The following is a 20,187-nucleotide window of genomic DNA, read 5'->3' on the forward strand; positions in this document are numbered from 1 at the left end:
GGTCGAGGACGGCGGGCAGCCACGGGGGCCGCCCCTCCAGATGGGGATTCGGGCCGCCTCGCACGGCATGATGGAATGAATACCGGCCGCCTTGGGCGCAAGGGGGATCTGCCATGGCCACCAGCACTATGGTTACCACCCAGTACCTGACCTTCCGGCCGGTGAGGCTCATGCCCATGCGGCCTGAAGGTATGGCGGCGGACAGACGTCCTCATTCCCGGGGGGCGCCGGCGGGGCACCACGCCGGCGGGAGGCTCCACGGCCGCCAGCAGACGGCAAGCCCGCGGCCCGGGATGGTCGACCCGGGACCGGCGCCGCTGGACGAGGCGGCGCTTTCGGCAAAGCAGTTCCGCCAGCTGGCGGCCTTCATCCAGGAGCGGTACGGCATCCGGCTGCCCCCGGCCAAGAAGCTCATGGTGGAGTCCCGGCTGCGGCGGCGCCTGAAGGAGACGGGCCAGTCGTCCCTGGGACGCTACCTGGAGCAGGTCTTCAGCCCTGAGGGCGAGGCCGGAGAGCTGCTCCATATGGTGGACGCCATCACCACCAACAAGACCGAGTTCTTCCGGGAGGCCGATCACTTCCAGGTCCTGGCCAGTCAGGTGCTGCCCCATCTGGCGGCCCTGCAGCCGCCGGCCGCCATGATCCGGATCTGGAGCGCCGCCTGCTCCACCGGTGAGGAGGCGTACACCCTGGCCATGGTGCTGGCCGAGTGGACCCGGAGCCGGCCCTTGCGCTACGCCATCCTGGCCAGCGACCTGTCCACCCGGGTGCTTGGCGCGGCCAGGCAGGCGATCTATCGGGAGGACGAGGTGGCGGCCATCCCCATGGCCTTGCGGAAGAGGTATCTGCTCCGGAGCAAGGACCGGGGCCTGGGGCTGGTGCAAATCGGGCCGGGGCTGCGGGAGCGGGTGACCTTCCGGCGTATCAATCTCATGGACGAGGATTTCGGCCTCGCCGAACGGCAGCACATCATCTTCTGCCGCAACGTCATGATCTACTTCGACAAGGAAGACCAGGGACGGCTGATGCGCCACCTGCACGGGCAGCTGGCACCGGGCGGGTTCCTCTTCACCGGCCACTCCGAAAGCCTGGCCGGAATCCAGGTGCCCTTCCGTCCTCTGGCCCCGGCGGTCTACCAGCGCATCGACCCCTGAGGTCGCAAGCCCTGGACAAGCGACGGCCGTCTTGCTCCCTCAAGCGCCTTTTTCTTCGCAGTGGAGGTCGATGCCATGACCGCCAAGGAATCCCGACCGCCTTCGTCCCATCCCGAGCGCCTGCTCCTGGTGGATGACGACAGCCAGTTTCTGGAGATGCTGGGTCATATGGTGACGAGGCTCGGCTACCCCTCGACAGCAGCAAACGGCGCGGCCGAGGCCCTGGCGGCCCTGGATGCGGAGCCCTGCGATCTCGTGATCACCGATCTCCAGATGCCGGAGATGGATGGCATGGAGCTTCTGCACGCCTTGCGGCAGCGCCATCCCGGGCTGCCCGCCCTGGCCCTCACCGGCCACGGTGGGGTCTACACCTACCGCCAGGTGATCGACGCCGGGGCGGCCGACTTCATCGAAAAGCCGGTGCGGCCCTCGGAGCTGGCAGCCAAGCTGGAGCGGATCTTCCGGGAGCGGCAGATGCGGTTGGCCCTGGAGCGGGAGGGCCAGACCCAGGCCATCCTCTGCCGGCTCATGCAGCTGTCCCTGATCTCGGACAGCCTGCCTGCCACCCTGGAGCGCTGCCTGGCCAACACCCTGAGCATGCCCTGGCTGGAGCTGCAGGCCAAGGGACTGGTGCTCCTGAAGGACGAGCAGGACCCCGAGACCCTGGTCGTGGCGGTCCAGCGGGGTCTCGATCCCTCCTTGTCCGCGCTGTGTGCCCGGGTGCCCTTTGGCCACTGCCTGTGCGGCCGGGCCGCAGCCCAGCGGGAGGTGGTGTTTGCCGCCACCATGGACCATCGCCACGAGACCCGGCTGGCGGACATGGCTCCCCATGGCCACTATTGCCTGCCTCTTCTGGCGAGCAGCGGCGAGGTGCAGGGCGTTTTCACCGTCTACCTGCGCCATGGCGCCAGCCGGGATCCCCAGGTGGAGAACGCCCTGCGGGCGGTGGCCAGCACCCTGGCCGGCATCATCGAGCATCATCGCACCGCCCGGGCCTTGACCAACCAGGAGCGGATCCACCGGGCCATCACCGCCACGGCCGGCGACGGCATCGTCATGATGGACCGCCAGGGACGGATCTTCTTCTGGAATCCGGCCGCAGCCCGGATCTTCGGCTATACGGCCCAGGAGGCCATGGGCCAGGAGCTGCACCGGCTGCTGGTCCCGGAAGAGGCCCGGGAGCGCTGGGCGAGCGGGGTGGCCGCCTTTGGCCGCTCCGGTACCGGCCCCCTGGTGGGGCGGACGGTGGAGCTGAACGCCTGCCACCGGGACGGGCGTCCGGTGCCGGTGGAGCTGTCCCTGGCTGGCGTGGAGCTGGATGGCCAGCCGGCAGCGGTGGCGATCATCCGGGACATCACCCTGCGCCGCCAGCAGGAAGCGGAGCGGGAGGCGCTGCAGGTGCAGCTGCGCCAGGCCCAGAAAATGGAAGCCATCGGCACCCTGGCCGGCGGCATCGCCCACGACTTCAACAACATCCTGGCTGCCATCCTCGGCTTTGGGGATATGGCCCAGGAGCAGACCGAGGCGGGCAGCCAGCTGTGGCAGGACATCAGCCACATCCTGGCCGCCGGCCGCCGGGCCCGGGACCTGGTGCAGCAGATCCTCACCTTCAGCCGCCGCCAGGAAGGGGAGCGCCACCCCATCCGGGTACAGCATGTGATCAAGGAAGCGGTTAAGCTCTTGCGGGCGGTGATCCCGGCCCAGATCAGCATCCGCCAGCACATCCACCAGGACTGTGGCCTGGTGGAGGCGGATCCCACCCAGCTCCACCAGCTGCTGATGAACCTGTGCACCAACGCCTACCATGCCATGGGAGAGGAGGGGGGGGTGCTGTCGGTGCGGCTGGAGCGGCACCGGCTGGAGGCGCTGCCACCGCGCCTGATGGGCAGCATCAGCCCAGGCCCTTGCCTGCGACTGCAGGTGGCAGACACCGGCTGCGGCATGGACGAGGCCACCCTGGAGCGGATCTTCGAGCCCTACTTCACCACCAAGAAGCCCGGCCAGGGCACCGGCCTCGGCCTGTCGGTGGTGCACGGCATCGTCACCTCCCTGGGGGGGGGCATCGCGGTGACCAGCCAGCCCGGCGCCGGCTCGGTCTTCGATGTCTTTCTGCCTTTGTGCGAGACACCGGTCGAGGAAAGGGCGGCCAACGACGGCCGGCCAGCCTGGGGCCGCGGCCGGCTGCTGTTCGTGGACGACGAGCCGGACTTGGTGGAAATCGCCTGCCGGGGATTGCGGGCCCTGGGCTACACCGTGGCCGGCCACACCGACAGCCGGCAGGCCCTGGCCCAGTTCCTGCGGCAGCCGGAGGCCTTCGACCTTCTGGTGACCGACAACGCCATGCCCGGCCTTACCGGCCTGCAGCTGGGGGCCGCCGTCATCGGCCTGCGGCCCGACCTGCCGGTGCTGATGGTGACCGGCCACGGTGAGTCCCTGACCCTGGAGCAGGCGCAGGCCAGCGGCATCCGGCAGGTGCTGTGCAAGCCGGTCGCCACCGCCGACCTGGGCCGGAGCATCCGGGGCATCCTGGACCAGGCCGCGGCCGGGAACGGGATGCTGAATGTCGAATAGCCAACAAGGAATGTCCAACCGTCGAAGGGACCGGCAGAACGGATCCGAAACGTCAACTGCCAGTCCCTTGTAAGTTCGATATTCCTTGTTGGACATTCTGCGGTTCGTCTTTCAGGGCCGCCAGGGCGGTGCGAAACGGAGGATTTGCCATGGCTCTCATTCTCGTCATCGATGACGACGAGCTTTTCCGCCTCATGCTTGTGGAGCTCCTGATCCGGAGCGGCTACCAGGTGGTGGCGGCCCGGGACGGCCGGGAGGGGGCGCAGCTGTTCCACCAGGCGGCTCCGGATCTGGTGATCACCGACCTCATCATGCCGGAGCGGGAGGGGATCGAGACCATCATCGAGATCCGGAAGGCCCGGCCGGAGATCCCGATCATCGCGGTGTCCGGCGGCGGCCGCAACCAGCCCGAGGACTATCTGCCGCTGGCCGAGGCCATGGGGGCCGCCTGCACCTTTGCCAAGCCCTTCGACCGCCGGGCGTTCCTGGCCGCCGTGGCCCGGCTGGTCAACCGCCCTGCCACGCCCTGACTCGAACCAGGAGTCGGCGGCCACCGGACAACGGCTGTGGAGAAAGCCTGGGCTCTGGCTACTTGTGACCTTTTTCTCCCTTGTCGTGGCCCTTGGCCTTGCCCTTGTCGCCGCTGTCGTGCCCGCCTCTGTCCTGGTCGCCGGGCCGGATGACCAGGACATCCCCGGGGCTGGTGCTCCAGCCCCGCTTGAGCTGGTGAAACTCCGGCGAGCCGGGCTTGATGCCCAGCCTCTTTGCTGTCACCCCCCAGCCCGCCCCCTTGTCTGCCTGATACTCCCGGAGCACCAGCTCCGGAGAGCGACCGGTAAGCTCGCCCAGGCGCAAGGCAAACCAGACATCCCCGATGGAGCCGGCGATCATGACCAGGGAGTCGATCTCTGCAACCGGCCGCCGGAACCGGCTGCAGAGGCTGTTCTTGGTCCCCACCAGGTCGGATTGGGCCCGGAGATTGATGTCCGCGACCACCGCCGCCAGCTCGTCGGCCCAGGCCGCAGGGGTGAGCATGAGACCGCCGGACAGGATGAGGATGGGCAGGAAGCGAGCTCGCATGGGCGGGTCCTCCGCAGGGCAGGGTTGCAGGCAGGCTCCGGGAGCTGTCCGTGGCTAGCGGTCAGCCCAGATCCTCCAGGGACAGCCGATGGCGAGCATAGAGGGTTGCAGCCGTACCCCCAACCAGCACCGCCTCCGGCACCAGACGTTGGAGATGAGCGGCCGCCGCCAGGAGCCGCTCCCACTCAGACAGCTCGGCTCCGGACATAATGGTCCCAGAAGTGGTAGCGCTGGGCGTACTGGTCGGAGGTGTGGGCAGCGCAGACCGCCAGGACCTTCTCAGCCAGGGGAGGGGAGGTGCGGATGGCGTCCCGCAGCGCGATCCAGTCCTGGCGCCGGCCACGACTGATGATGTCGTCGATGGCCGCCAGGGTGTACTGCCGGTGGGTCAGGTGACGATGCTCCATGGTCTCGCTGCCAGTGAGCATAGCAGGCCGCTGGCCGCGTTGCCAAGGGGGCGGGGCAGCCCTACCGGATCTGGAAGCGCACCGGCACCTGCACCGGGCAGGCCACCGGCGTCTCGCCCCGGCGGCCCGGGACGAAGGTCCAGTCCGCCACCGCGGCCAGGGCGGCCTGGTCGAGGCTGGGGTGCCCGCTGGAGGTGAGCACCGCCAGCTCGGCCACCCGGCCATCCGGGGCCACCAGCACCGAAAGGACCACCGTGCCGGACAGGCCGCGTTTGCGGGCCAGGGCCGGGTAGACCGGGGGGGAGTTGGTCTCGTAGCGGGGCTGGGCCAGGATCAAGGGGGCATGGCCGGCGGCCGCGGCCGGCTCGGCGGCCGGCGGACCGGATGCGGCGGCTGGCTCCGGGGCTGGGAGGGCCGGCAGGGCGGCGGGCAGGGCTTCTGTCCCGGTCAGCCCGGCGGCGACCGGCGCCGGGGCGGTCTCCGGGATCGCCGGTGGCGGAGGAGCCGCCGGGGCGGCTGCCGCCTTCGAGGGGCGGGCCGGCCGGGGAGGCGGTGCGGTCAGGGCCGGGGCCGGGGGGACGGCTGGCGGCGCCACCCGGGCTGGCGCCGGGGCGGCCGGCTCCGGTGGGGCGGGCGGAAGCGGCGCCGGCCGCACGATCTCCACCTGGAAGAAGGTCTCCGCCGCGGCCGGCGGCCGGCCGCCCCCCAGCAGGACCTCGGCGGACGCCGCCACCAGGCCGTGGAGAGCGGCGGCCAACAACATCGCCCGACCCAGACGCCACCGCTCGGATCCGGGCGGCTCCTGGCTGGCCGCTGGCAACAGCCGCCAGGAGGTGGCCCGCTCCTCGGGCGGCAGCGCCAGGCCAGAATGGGCAGGCAGCAGGTCCTTCATGGCCGCCAGTTCATCCTTTCCAGCACCGGCTCGTCCCACAGCTCCACCACCGACAGGGCGGCGAAATCCTGGCGCAGCCGCAAGAGGTTGGCAAGCGGCAGGCCCAGAAGGTCGGCCAACAGGACCCGGATGACGCCACCGTGGCTGACGATGGCCAGCCGGCCGCCGGGATGGGCGGCCACAAGGTCCTGCCAGATCGGCCGCACCCGGGCCGCGAGATCGGCCACGCTCTCCCCGCCCGGCGGCCGGAAGCCGGCCGGGTCATGCGCCCAGGCCGCCAGAGCCCCGGGGTCGTCCCGGGTGATCTCGGCCAGGGTGCGGCCCTCCCAGTTCCCGAACCGCCGCTCCGCCAAGTCCGGCACCTTCCGGGGATAAAGGCCGACCGCCCTGGCCAGGATGACCGCGCTTTCCCAGGCCCGGGTCAGCGCCGAGGCGTAGACAGCCTCGACGGGTTGGCCACCGAGGCCCTGTTCCCAGAGCGGGCTCATGGCCAGCCGCTCGATCTGGGCCCGGCCTGCCGGTGCCAGGGGCACGTCCGTTGCGCCGTGATAGCGGCCGAGCCGGGCGTCCACGGTCTCGCCGTGGCGGATCAGCAGCACCGAGGTCGGCCGGGTGACGGTGCTCATGGTGGTCCGCCTCCCGGCCCGGCGACGGCTACGGTCAGAAGGACGAGATCGGCCAGCACCGCCAGGGCGCCGAAGGTGTCGCCGGTCATGCCCCCCAGCTGCTGGTGGGCCAGGCGGACGATGCCCCTGGCCAGGCCGCAGAGGCCCACACTGGCCACTGCCAGCAGCGCGGCCAGCTGCCAGCCGCCGGCGGCCAGGGCCACAGCCGCCAGGGCCAGTCCTCCGGCCCCGAGGCTGGCCAGGGCCAGCTGCCGGCGGCCGGTGTGCTCCAGAAAAAGCCGGCCCAGGCCTTCGGGCCGCGCCGGCTGGGCTTGCGCCATGGCCGTCACCATGGCCCAGCGGCCCAGGACCGGCATCAGGAAGAGGATGGCCAAGGCCGGTGCCTGTTCCCGGGCCAGGAGCGCCTCCAGGAGTCGGGCTTGCAGGATGAGGGCCAGCGCCACCGCCACCACGCCCATGGCCCCCACCCGGCTCTCCTTCATGATCATGAGCTTGCGCTCCCGGCCCCCCCGGCAGGCCAGGGCATCGGCGCTGTCCGCCAGGCCGTCCAGGTGCAGGCCGCCGGTGACCAGCACATGGACGGCGAGCACCAGGCCGGCCACCACCGGCAGGGGCAGCAGCAAGGTGAAGAGCGACGCCGCCAGGACCAGGATCAGGCCCTGCACGCCGCCGGCCAGGGGGAAGAAGGCCGAGGCCCGCCCCACCTCCTCCCCGGACAACGCCGGCCGCACCGGTACCGGCAGGATGGTCAGGAAGGCCAGGGCAACCAGAAGGGGGCTCATGGCCGGGTCAGGCGTGGCGCTCCGCCACCGCGGCCTCGGCAAAGGTGGCCATCTCCCGGTAGATGGCCAGCCCGGCCTCGATCACCGGCATGGCCAGGGCCGCACCGGTGCCCTCCCCCAGCCGCAGATCGAGATCAAGGAGCGGTGCCAGGCCCAGGGCCTCCAGGAGGGCCCGGTGGCCGATCTCCTGGGAGCGGTGGGCGGCGAAGAGATAATCCCGGCAGGCGGGGGCGAGCTTGACCGCGATCATGGCGGCGGCGGTGGAGATGAAGCCGTCCACCACCACCGGGATCCTCTGGGCCGCCGCCCCCAGCACCAGGCCGGCAATCCCCCCCAGCTCGGCACCGCCGATCTTGGCCAGCACGTCGATGGGATCGGCTGGATCCGGCCGGTTGACGGCCAGGGCGTCCTTGACCACGTGCACCTTGTGAGCCCGGGTCGCCTCGTCGATGCCGGTGCCGCGGCCGGTGATCGCCGCCACCGGATAGCCGGTATAGAGGGCGGTGATGGCTGCTGACGGCGTGGTGTTGGCGATGCCCATCTCGCCGGTGCCAAAGATGCCAAACCCCTTGGCCCCATACTCCTGGGCCAGCCCGATGCCCACCGCCAGGCAGGCCTCGGCCTGGGCCCGGCTCATGGCCGGCCCTTGCCGGATGTTGCCGGTGCCCCGGACGACCTTGCGGCAGACCAGCCCTGCTCCTGCCAGGTCATCGAAATCACCATCGACCCCGATGTCCACCACCACCACCTCGGCCCCGGCCCGCCGGGCCAGGACATTGATGCCGGCGCCGCCATGGAGAAAATTCTTCACCATCTGGCCGGTCACCGCCTTGGGAAAGGCCGATACCCCCTCATCCGCCACCCCGTGGTCGCCGGCAAAGGTGAAGATCGCCTTTTTGCCCAGCTCAGGCATCAGCTGGCCCCGGATCGCCACCAGCTGCCGGGCGATGGCTTCCAGCCGCCCCAGGCTGCCCTGAGGCTTGGTGAGGGAATCGAGCCGGTCTTGCGCCTGGTCGGCCAGAAGGCCGTTGGTGGCGGAAATGGTGCGGCACAGGGAGAGAATGTCCATGGCGGCCTCGCTGGCAGGTTTGAGTTACGGGTCCTGTAAGTCCTGTGGGACCCATAGGTCTATAGGTCCTATAGGTCGTATAGGACCTATGGCACAGGTGCCGTGGGTACCGCGCGCCCGCCGGCATGGCTACTTCAGCCGCAGGGGCAGGCCCGCCGCCACCAGATAGACGGCGTCGGCCCGGGCGGCCACCTTCTGGTTGAGCCAGCCGGCCAGGTCCCGGAAGCGGCGGGCCAGGGGGTTGTCCGGCACGATGCCCATCCCCACCTCGTTGGCCACCAGAAAGAGCTGAAGATGGCCCAGCTCGGCCAGGCTGGCCACGAAGGCGGCCAGCATCGGCTCCGGCTCCGGGTCCGGGGCTGCCGGCTGGCAGAGAAGGTTGCCCAGCCAGACAGTGAGGCAATCGACCACCGCCACCGCGTGGGTGCCGGCCAGCGCCTTGAGGCGGGCGGCAAGCGCCAGCGGCTCCTCCACCGTCTCCCAGGTCGGACCCCGGTCGGCCTGGTGGCGGCGGATGCGCTCCGCCATCTCCTGATCCCCGGCCTGAGCGGTGGCGACAAAGGCCTTGCGACCCGGCAGCCGGCCGGCCGTCTCCAGCACAAAGGCGCTCTTGCCGCTTCTGGCACCGCCCAGGACCAGGGTGAGGCGGGGAGACCCGGTCATGGCGCGAGAAAGACCTCCAGGAAGCTGCAGCCGTCCTGGCTGAGCACGGTACCGGTAGCCAGCGGCACCGGCGTGGCAAAGAGGGGGCCGTCGGTGACCACGGTGTGGTACTCCCCCTCCTCGCCGCAGGCGTCCACCCCGGCTGCCTCCAAAGCGCGCACGGTGTCCCAGTCCAGACGGCGGCCCAGGAAGCTGGCCGGCAGACGAGCGTTGTTGACCACGATGATGGTCGCCGAAAAGCCGGCGTCGATGAAGAGGGCCAGAAGATCGCGCCGTGCCTCCTGCCACAGGGGCAGGTGGGCGGCAATCCCGTGCTGGCTGCATACCCGCTCCACCCATTGCCGGTGCGGCGGCAGATCGATATCCCCGAAGATGCCGTCGGCCAGGCCCTCCTGGCGCAAGAGGGCCAGGCGGTCCAGGAAGACCTCTTCGTAGTCGTCCCAGGAGGCCTGGCCAGTCAGAAGGGGGATGCCCAGGGATGTGGCCTGGGCGGCCAGCACTGCCGGTGGCAGGCCATGGGAGCGGCTGCGGCTGCCGTCGCCGGTCAGCATGGTGACAAGCCGCCGGGGCCGGCCGCCCTGCTGCACGGCCCGATACAGGGCCAGGCAGGAATCCTTGCCGCCGCTCCAGGAGCAGAAGATCTCCCTGTTGTGCAGGCTGTTCATCGTGGCCGCCTCACCTCACCAGCGGAAGGCGAGGGAGACAAAGAGGCTACGCCCGGCGCCGGGATAGGGTTGCTGGGTATAGGCGAAGGTGGTCTGGTCGAAGAACCCGGCCAGATAGGTGTCGTAGCCCTGGTCCAGGAGGTTGGTGCCGGAAAACGCCAGCTTCCAGCGGCCAGCCAGCTCCTGCTCCAGCTTCAGATCCACGGTCCAGTAGGAGGCCAGCTCGACGGCCGGCGCCAGGTCGGTGTTGGCCTGGTAGAAGCCGGGCCGGGCACCCACGAAGCGGGCGATCAGGGTCGAGGTCAGGCCGATGGCGGCGTAATGGCTGAGGCCTGCCTTGAGCTGGAGATCCGGCGTGTAGCGGGCCGGCCGTCTCGCCCCCGGCGCCAGCTCCTCCACGGCGTCGAGCAGGGTGAGGGCGACATCGGCGTTGAGCGCCTGCCAGGGGCCGACCTTGGCGCTCATCTCCCAGCCCCGGGCCAGGTAGGTGTTGACGTTGGCCGGCGTCCAGTAGTTCCACGGGCCGGCCGGGCTGGGCTGGGTCGGGTCCTCGGCCCAGGCAATCTTGCCGGTGATGTCCCATTCGAACCAGGACAGGGTGGCGAAGACCTTGCCGTCCAGCCATTCCTGCTCCAGGGTGAGGTCGGTGTGCCAGCCGGTTTCCGGCCGGAGATTGGGGTTGCCCTTGTTGAACGCCCCGTCATCCGGCCAGAACAGGTCGTTCATGGTCGGCGCCTTGAAGTGCTGGCCGCGGTTGAGCTTGAAGGCGGTATCCGGCAGGGGGTTGAGCACCAGGCCGTAACGGCCGACCGTCTCGTGCCCGAACCGGGAATGGGTCTCGTTGCGCAGGCCGGCCAGGAGGCTCACCGGCTCCACCGGCCGCAGGCGCAGCTCGGCAAAGGTGCCCTGGGTGTAGACCTGATGGGTCTGGCGGCGCAGGGCGTTGGGCACCGGCAGGCCGGCGGTGTCCAGGGGCTGCTGGACGTTGTCGTAGTCGAAGGTGCGGTATTCACTGCCCATGAGGAGCCCAGCCTGGGAGCAGGGACGAAGATCGAGATTCCCCTCCAGCCCGGCCACGGTGTTGGTGACCTCGGTGTGGTCGCCGGCGCCGCTGAAGCTGTACCGGCTGGTGTTGGTGGCGGTAAGCTCCGTGGCGTCGCCCTTCAGCCGCCAGTCCAGCCAGGTGGCGGCCTGGCCCCCGGCGACCAGGGAGCTGGCCAGGTTTTCGTCCTCGCCCCGGTCCAGGAGGTTGGCGGCGCTGTCGTTGTAGAAGGTCCCGCCAGCGAGGGTATAGGGCTGGGTGCCGGGCGGCGGCTGCGGGCCCGGCACGCCGTACTCCCGATCCAGGTAGCCGAGATTGAGGTCGAGGCTGAGGCCCTCGCCATGGTCGAAGAGCAGGTTGAGGCCGACATCGGTATGCCGCAGATCGGAGTTGTCCCGGAAGCCGTCGGTCTCCTTGCGGTTGGCGGTGAGATAATAGCCCAGGTCGCCGAGGACGAAGCCGCCGCTTTCTGCCGCCAGATGGTAGGTGGCCTCGTTGCCATAGCCGGCGGCCACCTCCGCCACGTGGCCGTCCCGCCGGGGGCGCTTGCCGATGATGCTCACCGTGCCGCCCATGGCGCCGGAGCCGTACAGCAGCGAGCCGGGGCCTTTGACCACCTCCACCCGCTCGATGCGGTTGAGCGGGATGTGGCTGAAATCGGCGGTGCCCAGGGAAGGGGAGTTGAGGACCACGCCGTCTTGCACCACCAGGGTGCCGTCGCCACCCATGCCGCGGATATGGATCTCCTCGGCCGCTCCGCCGTAGTTGCCCCGGGTCCGCCAGTCGATGCCCGGCTCATTGGCCAGGATGGCGCCCAGGGAGGCGGCTGGGGCCGCGGCGATGTCCAGGGCGTCTTGCACCACCACAGCGTTGGCGATCTCCTTGCGCTTCTCCTCGGTCTTGGTGGCTGTGACCACCACCTCGTCCATAACCGTCACCAGCAGCGGCTCGTTGGCCGCTGCCGGGGCTGGGGGGGGCAGGGTTGCTGCCGCCAGCGGCGCCAGCAGCAAAAGCCTCTTCATCACCGGTCCTCCTGTCGTTGGGGGGCTTGGAGTCCGAGGCCCAAAAAAAAAGACCCCGGACCGAAATGAATCGATCCGGGGATTCCCTGTCTCGCCGCGAGATCAATCGGCTGCTCCTGGTCCACGGAAGCACGCCACCTCTTTCCCAGGCAGGTCTTCTGACTCCCGGCTCATCCCCTGACCGCGCCTTCCCGCCCGACGGATCGAGCAGTGGCCTTTTCGCGATCAGGGTCCCCGGTCACAGCGGCGGGCCCGTCCCCGATTCCCACGGGGTTCCCTGTTCAGCTCCTTTGGGAGCACCTGAGACGAGGCCACACTACCCAGGATTGGCGGTGCGGTCAAGAGCTCCGTTGGCGGCTGGCCGTCTACCCCGCCACCGCCAGTCGCAGCCCGACAAGCAGCAGGGCGGCCAGCGCCGTGACCAGGGCCGCCAGCCGGTTGGCCAGCAGGATGTGGTGCAAAGAAGCTTCCTGGTGCGGGTCGCCAAGGAAGGGCTTGGCCTTGGCCTGGCCGCTGTACCAGCTGGTGCCACCCAGCTGCAGGCCCAGGGCCCCGGCGGCCGCGGCTTCCGGGTGTCCGGCGTTGGGGCTGGGGTGGCGGTAGCGGTCCCGCCAGAAGATGCGCCAGGCGTGGCCGCCACTGGCTCCCGGCAGCAAGGCGGCTGCCAGCACCAGCAGGAGGCCGGTGAGCCGGGCGGGCAGGAGGTTGACCAGATCGTCCAGGCGCGCCGCCGCCCAGCCGAAATGGCGATAGCGCTCGCTGGTGTAGCCGAAGGTGGAGTCCAGGGTGCTGGCGGCCTTGTAGAGCAGGGCGCCCAAGGGCCCAGCCAGCGCGGCCCAGAAGAGCGGCCCTACCACGCCGTCGGCGCTGTTCTCCGCCACGCTCTCCACCGTGGCCCGCACCACCTCCGCCCGGTCCAGGTGGCCGGTGTCGCGGCCGACCATCATCCCCGCCCGCCGGCGGGCCTCCTGAAGGTCGCCGGCAGCCAGGGCCGCGTGCACCCGGCGGCTGTGGGCGAGCAGATCCCGGGCCGCGAAGCAGGTGTAAAGAAGGAGGATGGAGGCAAGGGTGCCGAGCCAGGGATGGAGCCAGGCCGCGCCCCGGAGCAGCGCCCACCCGGCTGCTCCGGTCAGGAACAGCACCAGGCCCACGCAGGAGACTCCGGCCAGCCGGCCGTCGCCCAGGACCCTGCGGCACCAGCCCTCGGCCCTGGCCGCCAGGGCGCCGATCAGCCGTACCGGATGGGGCAGCCAGGCCGGATCGCCCAGCAAGGCGTCCAGCAGCAAGGCCAGGGCGATCGCGGCCGGGATCCCCATCAGCCCAGCCCCATAAGCTGGTAGATCCGTCCCAGATCCACCGCCTTCCGGACCTCATCAGCCAGCCGGTCCAGGGCCGGCTCCAGATCGTAGGCGGCCAGGAGGCGGCCGGCCGGCGCCAGACCCTGCCGCAGTCGCAGGCGGTCGATGAGCCAGCGGCGAAAGGGATCGGAGTCGAAGATGCCGTGCAAGTAGCTGCCCCAGACGAGTCCGTCGGCCGAAGAGGCGCCGTCGGCTGTTCCGTCCGCCAGGGCCACCGCCGGTACGGCCTCTCCGTGGCTCACCCCGTGGTGGATCTCGTAGCCGCGGACCGGCTGTCCGGAGGCCAGGTGGCGCCCGGTCCGCTGGGCCAGGGTTTTGTCCGCTGCCAGCACGGTGGTGACGGGCAGAAGCCCCAGGCCGCTGGCTTCGGCCCCGGGCGATTCCAGGCCCAGGGGGTCGGTGATGGCGCGGCCCAGCATCTGGAAGCCGCCGCAGATTCCCACCAGCTCCACCCGGCCCTGGCCGGCCAGGTCGGCGATGCCGGCGCCGAGGCCGCTTTGCACCAGGAAGCCGAGATCGGCGATGACGTTCTTGCTGCCCGGCAGGATCAGGGCCGCCAGCTCCGGTCCGGCCGCGGCCAGGTCGGCCGCATGGCGGATGCGGCGCAGATGCACGTCCGGCTCGACGAGAAAGGCGGCAAAGACCCCGCCCCGGTCGATGTCGCCCACCAGGAGGACCGGGGCGGCGGCGTGCCGGGCCATGGCCATGTTGACGATGTCGTGCTGCCGCAGGTTGACCTCGGCCGGGCTGCCCGCCCCTTCCAGAAGGATCACCTCGTGCTCGGCGGCCAGGGAGTCGTAGGCGGCGCAAGCCGCCCTGGCTGCCTCCGGCTTGAAGCGGATGTACTCCTCCACCGACATCTGGCCCACCGGACGGCCCTGGACGATCACCTGGCAGCCGAGATCGCCGCTCGGCTTGAGGAGCACGGGATTCATGCGGAGGTCCGGATCCAGACGGCAGGCCTGGGCCTGGAGCACCTGGGCTCGGCCCATCTCGCCGCCGTCCCGGGTGACATGGGAATTGAGGGACATGTTCTGGGCCTTGAAGGGCGCGACCCGAAAGCCGTCCTCAAGGAGGATCCGGCCCAGGGCGTAGGTCAGCACACTCTTGCCGGCATGGGAGGAGGTGCCCTGCAGCATGAGTGCTGGCGTCCGCCGCGACCGGCGGATTGCCGGAGCCCCGTGCAGCAGCTCCCGGGCCAGGGCCGCGCACAGCTCGCCGTTCTCCTCGGCGGTGCGGACCGCCACCCGGAAAAAGCGCTCATCGAGACCGGTGAAGTTGGCGCAGACCCGGATGGCGATGGGCCGAGCCGGATCACGGGTGAGCAGCCGCTGAGCCAGGCTGGCGGCGGCAAGCCCCGATCGCTCCAGGCGCACCAGGAGGAAGTTGGCCTCGCCGGGATACACGGTGAGCCCGGGCAGCGCCGCCAGCCCCGCCGAAAGCGCCGCCCGCAGGGTCGGCAGCTGCTGCCGGCTCCGCTCGCCGTAGTCCGGGTCGGCGACCAGGGCCTCACCTACCGCCAGGGCCAGGGTGTTGACCGTCCAGGGTGGCAGCTGGTGTCTGAGGAGGGCGATGGTGTCCTGGTGGCCGGCGGCGAGTCCCAGGCGCAGCCCAGGGATGGCCCACAGCTTGGTCAGGGAGCGGATCACCACCAGATTGGCCGGCATGGCGGCGGTCATAAGGACGCTCTGCGGGGAGACGAATTCGAAGAACGACTCGTCCACCGCGAAGAAGACCCGGGGGGAAGCGGCGGCCAGGGCCAGGAGATCGGTGGCCGCCAAGGTCAGCCCGGTGGGGTTGTTGGGCTGCCCCAGGAAGACCAGATCCCCTGGCTGCAGCGTTTCGGCCAGCCGGGCCAGATCGAGGCGGAAGCCCTGGGCCTCGGCCAGGGGCAGGCAGACGACCTCAAGCCCGGCCAGCTGCGCCGCTCGCTGGTAGTCGCCATAGGAGGGGACCGGGATCAGCGCCCGGCGGCAGGGCAGGGCCCGGGGCAGGCCATAGAGCAGCTCGGTGGCGCCGTTGCCCAAAACCAGCTGCGCCGGCGCCAGCCCCAGGCAGGCGGCGAGCGGGGCCAAGAGCCCCTCGCCCCGGGGGTCCGGGTAATGGGCCAGTCTCGCCACCGTCCGGCTGATCACCGGTCGCAGCCATTCCGGCGGCCCCAGGGGATTGAGGCTGGCGCTGAAGTCGAGGATGGCCTCCGGCGCGCAGCCGGCCCGGCGGGCCAGGGCAGCCAGATGGCCGCCATGGCCGAGATCATTGAGGGCAGTGTCGTTGGTCAAGGCGATGATCTTTCCGGCAAAGGTCATCCGTGCTCCGCAACCGACATCCTGTCGTCTGTGCCACCCGGGAGCATGAGACGGTGTGTGGACAACCGGCAGGAGTGGGAGTGGATACACCGGCTGGGGGGCGGGACCGCGACCACCGGCAGCCGGCCCGGCCCGCGGCCGCTGCTATTCCGCCGCTGGCTCGAGCGGCAGCAGCTCGACCCCGGCCGTCTGGTGCAGGATCCGGAAATGGCCGTCCAGGGTCGCCACCGGCAGGTTGGCGGCAAGCGCGGCGGTGGCGATGAAGCAGTCGGCCAGGCCGATGGCCATGCCCTGTTGCCGCAGACGGCCAGAGAGGCGCCCGGCCTGGGCCCACAACCGGGGTGACTCGGGAAGGAATTCGAACACCTGGAGGAAGCTGTCCAGCACCGACAGCTCCTTGTCCGACTTGGCCCCCTGGATGAGCTCGGCCAGGATGATGCCGGTGCAGCAGACCCGCTCCTCATCAATCAGCCCGGCCACCAGCCGGTGGCACGGCTCGCGCTGGCGGAAGAAGGCGATCCAGACCGAGGTGTCCACAAGAACGTTAGCTGCTTGTCCTGGCGGCACCTTGGCATGCTTCGAGATGAGCGAACAGGCCCGAGGTGGGTCGGTGTCAAGACCGGGGCTCTTGTCCGCGCTGATTGATGGCGTAGGCGCCGGGGTTGCCGCGGAAGGGCAGGAGCAGCATCCAGCCCAGGCCCTGGGGCTGCGGGGGGCGGAACTGGGCGAGCCCGATGGTCATGCCGGTATGCCCGGCCACGGGCTGTGGCCGGTAGGTGCCCATGATGCGATCCCACCAGGGAAGGTTGAAGCCGAAATTGCTGTTCGTCTCGCGAATGGTCACCGAGTGGTGGACACGGTGCATATCCGGCGTGACCACCAGGAGGCGAAGGACGCGGTCCAGGGCCGGCCGCATGGCAGCGTTGCTGTGATTGAAGATGGAGGTGGCGTTGAGCACCACCTCGAAGACGAGGACCGAGAGCACGGGGGCGCCGATGAGGAGCACGGTGGCGATCTTGATCAGCATGCTGAGCATGATCTCCAGGGGATGAAAACGCAGGCCCGTGGTCACGTCCACATCGAGATCGGCGTGATGCACCATGTGCAGGCGCCACAAGAGCGGCAGCGTGTGGAAAAGGACGTGTTGCACGTAGATGACAAAATCGAGCAGGACGAGGCTGGTGATGACCGCGAGCCAGCCCGGGAGGGGGTAGTTGTTGAGCAGTCCCCAGCCCCGCGCCGCGGCCGCGGCCGCACTGCCCACGGCCAGCACGGGGAACAGCAGCCGCAAGGCCATGCTGTTCAGCAAGGTCACGCCCAGATTGGCGAGCCAGCGCAGGCGCCGCCCGGCGCTGAGCGGGCGGCGGGGGGCGAGTCGCTCCCAGAGAGCGCACGCGAGAAAGGCGCCGAGAAAGCCGCCCAGCCGGATGATGAGCTCGGATTCCATGCCCGATTGTCCTCTTTCCGCCGGCAGAATGGCAAGCCTTTGGCTCTACGGTCCTGGGTCCGGAGCGCCTCCCGCCAGCCTGGCCGGCACCGGCGTCACCCGGGGGCGGCCCGGCCAGGGGCTCGCCTCCACCCTCAGGGTGCAGCCATAGACATCGGCCAGGCGCTGGGCGGTGAGGACCTCGGCGGGTGGGCCCAGGGCCACGGTCCGGCCGCCGGCCAGGAGCAGCAGCCGATCGGCATAGAGGCTGGCCAGGTTGAGGTCGTGGCCGACCATGACCACGGTGAGCCCGCGATCCCGGCGCAGGCGGTCCAAAAGATCCAGGAGCCGCAGCTGGTGGCCGAGATCGAGGCTGGCCACCGGCTCGTCCAGGAGGAGGATTCGGGGCTCCTGGCACAGGGCCCGGGCCACGAACACCCGCTGCCGCTCGCCGCCGGACAGGCGATCGAGGCGCCGGGCCGCGAGATGGGAGACCTCGGCGGCAGCCATCGCTGCCTCGGCGGCGTGCCAGTCGGCGGCGGATGGCAGCGCCAACAGCCCCTGGTGGGGGGTGCGGCCCATCTGCACCAGCTCCCGGACCGTGAAGGGCAGCTCGGCCGGCAGGACCTGGGGCACCAGGGCCAGGGTGCGGGCGCGCTCCCGGCGGCGGATCCGGGCCAGGGGCCGGCCGAGAAGCCGGACCTCGCCGGCGCTGGCAGGCAGGGTGCCGGCCATGATCCTTACAAGGGTCGTCTTGCCGGCGCCGTTGGGGCCGGTGATGAGGAGGATCTCGCCGGCAGCGACGGCCAGGGAGATCCCCTCCAGGATGGCGGAGCCGCCCGGAAAAGCAAAGCCGATGCCGGCCAGCGCCAGGGCGGGAGGGGTCAAGGCCGGCGCCTCCCCAGGAGGACGATGAAAAGCGGCGCCCCGAAAAGGGCGGTGACCACGCCCACCGGCAGCTCACCCTCCCGGGGCAGGGTGCGGGCTGCCAGGTCGCAGAGCACCAGGTAGGCGGCGCCGGCCAGAAAGGAGGCCGGCACCAGCAGGCGATGGTCGGCGCCCCAGATCCGGCGCAGAATATGGGGCACCACCAGGCCCACGAAGCCCACCGGGCCCACCTGGGCCACCGTGGTGCCGATGAGGGTGGAGGCCGCCACCAAGAGGAGCACCGTCACCCGGCCCACCGCCAGCCCCATGCTGGCGGCCAACTCGCCCCCCAGGACCAAAAGATTCATGGCCTGGCCGAGGCCGGCCACCAGGACGAGGCCGGGCAAAACCACCGCCGCCAGGGCGAAGAGCCGGGCCGGCTCGGCGCGGCCAAGATCCCCCATCAGCCAGAAGAGGATGGAGGACAAAGACTGCTCCCGGCTCATGGCCAGCAGGAAGAGGATGACGGCCGAGGCAAAGGCATTGACCATCACCCCGGCCAGGAGCAGGCCCTCGGCGGCCAGGCCGGTGCGGCGGCCGATGAGGAGCACGATGGCCAGACTGGCCAGCCCGCCGGCCAGGGCCAGGGTGTCGGTGCCGGCGGCCGGTAGGCCGAAGAGAAAGCCGGCGATGGCACCGATGGCCGCGCCGCCGGACACCCCCAGCACATAGGGCTCGGCCAGGGGGTTGCGGAGCAGGGCCTGGAAGACCAGACCGCTGGCCGCCAGGCTGCCGCCCACCAGGGCAGCCACCGCCAGGCGCGGCAGCCGGATCTGCCAGAGGATAGTGGCCATGGTCGGATCCAGCGGGGTGCTCCCCAGGAGGGCCGCCAGGGTCGGTCCGGCCTTGCCGGCCGGCCCGATCACCAGAGCCGTCAGGGCCGCCAGAGCCAGAAGCGCCAGGAGCCCGGTCCAGATGAGAAGCCAGCGCCGAAGAAGCGGCCCCGGGCCGGCGCTCATGGCTCCGCTCCCCAGGCCTGGGGATGGAGCAGCCGGGACAGCACCTCGATGCCGTCCACCAGCCGGGGGGACGGCCGGTCAAAAAGGCTGGCCTCCACCACATAGAGGCGGTCCGCCGCCACGGCCGGCACCCCCGGCCAGTCCCGCCAGGGTGCCAGCAGCTGGGCGGCCGACTTGTCGCCGGTCATGGAGGTGACCACGATGACCTCCGGCGCCAGGGCCAGCACCCGCTCCATGTCCAACTTGGGGTAGATGCCGGCGGCCAGGGCATTGACCCCGCCGGCACGGCGGATCGCCTCGTCCAGGAAGGTCTCGGGCCCGGCGGCGATGAGGGGGGCCTCGCCGATCTGGAACAGCACCCGGGGCCGGTTGGCCGCTGCGGGTATCCGGATCTCCACCGCCGCCAGCCGGCGGTGAAGATCCGCCACCAGGGCGGCGGCCCGCTGTTCTTCTCCCACCAGGCTGCCGACCGCTGCAATTGTGGCGAGCACCCCGGCCAGATCCCGGGGATCCATGGCAAAGACGGGGATCCCCAGGCCGCCAAGCCGCTCCACCACCTCCTTCGGGTTGCCATCCCGGATCGCCAGCACCAGATCGGGCGCAAGGCCAACGATCCGCTCCAGATCCGGCCGCACGTAGGAGCCCACCACCGGCAGCGCCCGGGCCGCCGGCGGAAAGTCCGCAAACTGCACCACCCCGGCCAGCCGGGCCTCGGCCCCCAGGGCAAAGACGATCTCGCTGAGACTGGGCGCGAGGGCGACGATGCGACGGGGATCCTCCGGCACCAGGAGCTGCCGGCCCAGAAGATCGGTCACCAACCGCTCGGCCGCGGCGGCAGGAAGCTGGGCGAACAGGGCCACGAGGATGGCGGCGACAGCGGCAAGCAGGCGTACGGCCACAGGAGATTCCACAAAAATAGCCGGGAAACCGCGGAAATGGCGGTTTCCCGGCTCATGCTTCTGGTGCCCCCGGCAGGATTCGAACCTGCGACTCCAGGATTAGGAATCCTGTGCTCTCTCCCCTGAGCTACGAGGGCGGGATGGGCTTGGTTGCTGGTGAGTCGGTTGATCTTAGCGATCGACTGGGAAAAATGCAATCGGCAACTGGGGCGCTGGATATTCGATAACCGGGTAGCGCGACGAGCCGGTAGGGAGGACATGCAGCCCTTGCAGTGCCGGGACTGGTGGGAGGTGTGCCTCTGTCCGGGAGCGGAGGCTGGTTGGGAAGGGGCGGGAGGT

Annotated in this window: 19 protein-coding genes, 1 tRNA gene and 1 riboswitch; of the genes, 3 read left to right on the plus strand and 17 right to left on the minus strand. The window is 70.5% G+C overall.

The features are described from left to right. Nucleotides 1-113 precede the first annotated feature (113 nt). The 3 genes from AB1634_11695 to AB1634_11705 all read left to right on the plus strand — a co-directional run bounded on the left by AB1634_11695 (nt 114) and on the right by AB1634_11705 (nt 4,255). Complete coding sequence (locus tag AB1634_11695; GenBank protein ID MEW6220180.1) at nt 114-1,154, plus strand: protein-glutamate O-methyltransferase; 1,041 nt, start codon at nt 114-116, stop codon at nt 1,152-1,154. A gap of 75 nt (nt 1,155-1,229) precedes the next feature. After that, nucleotides 1,230-3,725 carry a response regulator gene (locus AB1634_11700; GenBank protein MEW6220181.1) on the plus strand — a complete coding sequence of 832 codons (2,496 nt, stop codon included), beginning with the start codon at nt 1,230-1,232 and terminating at the stop codon, nt 3,723-3,725. A gap of 149 nt (nt 3,726-3,874) precedes the next feature. After that, a complete protein-coding gene (locus AB1634_11705; GenBank protein ID MEW6220182.1) occupies nt 3,875-4,255 on the plus strand; it encodes a response regulator in 381 nt (126 codons plus the stop codon). A gap of 58 nt (nt 4,256-4,313) precedes the next feature. Here the strand turns inward: AB1634_11705 and AB1634_11710 are convergent, their stop codons facing one another. The 17 genes from AB1634_11710 to AB1634_11790 form a co-directional block, all read right to left on the minus strand. After that, nucleotides 4,314-4,805 (minus strand): hypothetical protein, encoded by a 492-nt coding sequence (locus tag AB1634_11710; GenBank protein MEW6220183.1) that lies wholly within the window; start codon nt 4,803-4,805, stop codon nt 4,314-4,316. Nucleotides 4,806-4,990: 185 nt separating this feature from the next. Continuing rightward, nucleotides 4,991-5,212 carry a hypothetical protein gene (locus tag AB1634_11715; GenBank protein MEW6220184.1) on the minus strand — a complete coding sequence of 74 codons (222 nt, stop codon included), beginning with the start codon at nt 5,210-5,212 and terminating at the stop codon, nt 4,991-4,993. A gap of 61 nt (nt 5,213-5,273) precedes the next feature. Next, nucleotides 5,274-6,104 (minus strand): energy transducer TonB, encoded by an 831-nt coding sequence (locus AB1634_11720; GenBank protein ID MEW6220185.1) that lies wholly within the window; start codon nt 6,102-6,104, stop codon nt 5,274-5,276. Beyond that, nucleotides 6,101-6,730 carry a histidine phosphatase family protein gene (locus AB1634_11725; protein MEW6220186.1) on the minus strand — a complete coding sequence of 210 codons (630 nt, stop codon included), beginning with the start codon at nt 6,728-6,730 and terminating at the stop codon, nt 6,101-6,103. The genes AB1634_11720 and AB1634_11725 overlap by 4 nt, the downstream gene beginning before the upstream one ends. Beyond that, a complete protein-coding gene (gene cobS / locus AB1634_11730) occupies nt 6,727-7,512 on the minus strand; it encodes an adenosylcobinamide-GDP ribazoletransferase (GenBank protein ID MEW6220187.1) in 786 nt (261 codons plus the stop codon). Before cobS ends, AB1634_11725 begins: the two co-directional genes overlap by 4 nt. A gap of 7 nt (nt 7,513-7,519) precedes the next feature. Then, nucleotides 7,520-8,581, minus strand: coding sequence for a nicotinate-nucleotide--dimethylbenzimidazole phosphoribosyltransferase (gene cobT, locus AB1634_11735; GenBank protein MEW6220188.1), 1,062 nt, complete (start codon nt 8,579-8,581; stop codon nt 7,520-7,522). Between the two features lie 129 nt (nt 8,582-8,710). Then, nucleotides 8,711-9,244: a bifunctional adenosylcobinamide kinase/adenosylcobinamide-phosphate guanylyltransferase gene (cobU, locus tag AB1634_11740; protein ID MEW6220189.1), complete on the minus strand. Its 534-nt coding sequence runs from the start codon at nt 9,242-9,244 to the stop codon at nt 8,711-8,713. Continuing rightward, entirely contained in the window at nt 9,241-9,909 is a 669-nt protein-coding gene (locus AB1634_11745; protein ID MEW6220190.1) for a diphthine--ammonia ligase, read from the minus strand. Before AB1634_11745 ends, cobU begins: the two co-directional genes overlap by 4 nt. A 15-nt stretch (nt 9,910-9,924) precedes the next feature. Then, nucleotides 9,925-11,973, minus strand: a complete 2,049-nt coding sequence (locus tag AB1634_11750) for a TonB-dependent receptor (protein MEW6220191.1) — start codon at nt 11,971-11,973, stop codon at nt 9,925-9,927. Nucleotides 11,974-12,103: 130 nt separating this feature from the next. Beyond that, a riboswitch (cobalamin riboswitch) is annotated at nt 12,104-12,292 on the minus strand. A gap of 46 nt (nt 12,293-12,338) precedes the next feature. After that, the gene (cbiB, locus tag AB1634_11755) at nt 12,339-13,289 is read right to left on the minus strand and encodes an adenosylcobinamide-phosphate synthase CbiB (GenBank protein ID MEW6220192.1); all 951 of its coding nucleotides are present in this window, start codon (nt 13,287-13,289) and stop codon (nt 12,339-12,341) included. Then, a complete protein-coding gene (locus tag AB1634_11760; GenBank protein MEW6220193.1) occupies nt 13,289-15,637 on the minus strand; it encodes a cobyric acid synthase in 2,349 nt (782 codons plus the stop codon). The genes cbiB and AB1634_11760 overlap by 1 nt, the downstream gene beginning before the upstream one ends. Nucleotides 15,638-15,781: 144 nt before the next feature. Next, nucleotides 15,782-16,174, minus strand: coding sequence for a PIN domain-containing protein (locus AB1634_11765; GenBank protein ID MEW6220194.1), 393 nt, complete (start codon nt 16,172-16,174; stop codon nt 15,782-15,784). 76 nt (nt 16,175-16,250) lie between these two features. Continuing rightward, nucleotides 16,251-17,084: a sterol desaturase family protein gene (locus AB1634_11770; protein MEW6220195.1), complete on the minus strand. Its 834-nt coding sequence runs from the start codon at nt 17,082-17,084 to the stop codon at nt 16,251-16,253. A 45-nt stretch (nt 17,085-17,129) separates the two neighbouring features. After that, nucleotides 17,130-17,951, minus strand: coding sequence for an ABC transporter ATP-binding protein (locus AB1634_11775; protein ID MEW6220196.1), 822 nt, complete (start codon nt 17,949-17,951; stop codon nt 17,130-17,132). Then, on the minus strand, nt 17,948-18,949 hold the full coding sequence (locus AB1634_11780) for an iron ABC transporter permease (protein ID MEW6220197.1): 1,002 nt from the start codon (nt 18,947-18,949) through the stop codon (nt 17,948-17,950). Before AB1634_11780 ends, AB1634_11775 begins: the two co-directional genes overlap by 4 nt. Continuing rightward, on the minus strand, nt 18,946-19,848 hold the full coding sequence (locus AB1634_11785; protein ID MEW6220198.1) for a cobalamin-binding protein: 903 nt from the start codon (nt 19,846-19,848) through the stop codon (nt 18,946-18,948). Before AB1634_11785 ends, AB1634_11780 begins: the two co-directional genes overlap by 4 nt. 61 nt (nt 19,849-19,909) lie before the next feature. Beyond that, nucleotides 19,910-19,985 (minus strand) — tRNA-Arg (locus AB1634_11790). Between the last annotated feature and the right edge of the window lie 202 nt (nt 19,986-20,187).

The sequence above is a fragment of the Thermodesulfobacteriota bacterium genome (assembly GCA_040755095.1).
Lineage (GTDB): Bacteria > Desulfobacterota > Desulfobulbia > Desulfobulbales > JBFMBH01 > JBFMBH01.

What these genes read in the sequence shown, in the direction of transcription:
- cobS (MEW6220187.1), bottom strand. Translation starts at nt 7,512, where the DNA reads ATGAGCCCCCTTCTGGTTGCCCTGGCCTTCCTGACCATCCTGCCGGTA.
- AB1634_11745 (MEW6220190.1), bottom strand. Translation starts at nt 9,909, where the DNA reads ATGAACAGCCTGCACAACAGGGAGATCTTCTGCTCCTGGAGCGGCGGC.
- AB1634_11705 (MEW6220182.1), top strand. Translation starts at nt 3,875, where the DNA reads ATGGCTCTCATTCTCGTCATCGATGACGACGAGCTTTTCCGCCTCATG.
- AB1634_11780 (MEW6220197.1), bottom strand. Translation starts at nt 18,949, where the DNA reads ATGAGCGCCGGCCCGGGGCCGCTTCTTCGGCGCTGGCTTCTCATCTGG.
- AB1634_11695 (MEW6220180.1), top strand. Translation starts at nt 114, where the DNA reads ATGGCCACCAGCACTATGGTTACCACCCAGTACCTGACCTTCCGGCCG.
- AB1634_11715 (MEW6220184.1), bottom strand. Translation starts at nt 5,212, where the DNA reads ATGGAGCATCGTCACCTGACCCACCGGCAGTACACCCTGGCGGCCATC.
- AB1634_11750 (MEW6220191.1), bottom strand. Translation starts at nt 11,973, where the DNA reads ATGAAGAGGCTTTTGCTGCTGGCGCCGCTGGCGGCAGCAACCCTGCCC.
- cobU (MEW6220189.1), bottom strand. Translation starts at nt 9,244, where the DNA reads ATGACCGGGTCTCCCCGCCTCACCCTGGTCCTGGGCGGTGCCAGAAGC.
- AB1634_11770 (MEW6220195.1), bottom strand. Translation starts at nt 17,084, where the DNA reads ATGGAATCCGAGCTCATCATCCGGCTGGGCGGCTTTCTCGGCGCCTTT.
- AB1634_11760 (MEW6220193.1), bottom strand. Translation starts at nt 15,637, where the DNA reads ATGACCTTTGCCGGAAAGATCATCGCCTTGACCAACGACACTGCCCTC.
- AB1634_11720 (MEW6220185.1), bottom strand. Translation starts at nt 6,104, where the DNA reads ATGAAGGACCTGCTGCCTGCCCATTCTGGCCTGGCGCTGCCGCCCGAG.
- AB1634_11700 (MEW6220181.1), top strand. Translation starts at nt 1,230, where the DNA reads ATGACCGCCAAGGAATCCCGACCGCCTTCGTCCCATCCCGAGCGCCTG.
- AB1634_11710 (MEW6220183.1), bottom strand. Translation starts at nt 4,805, where the DNA reads ATGCGAGCTCGCTTCCTGCCCATCCTCATCCTGTCCGGCGGTCTCATG.
- cobT (MEW6220188.1), bottom strand. Translation starts at nt 8,581, where the DNA reads ATGGACATTCTCTCCCTGTGCCGCACCATTTCCGCCACCAACGGCCTT.
- cbiB (MEW6220192.1), bottom strand. Translation starts at nt 13,289, where the DNA reads ATGGGGATCCCGGCCGCGATCGCCCTGGCCTTGCTGCTGGACGCCTTG.
- AB1634_11725 (MEW6220186.1), bottom strand. Translation starts at nt 6,730, where the DNA reads ATGAGCACCGTCACCCGGCCGACCTCGGTGCTGCTGATCCGCCACGGC.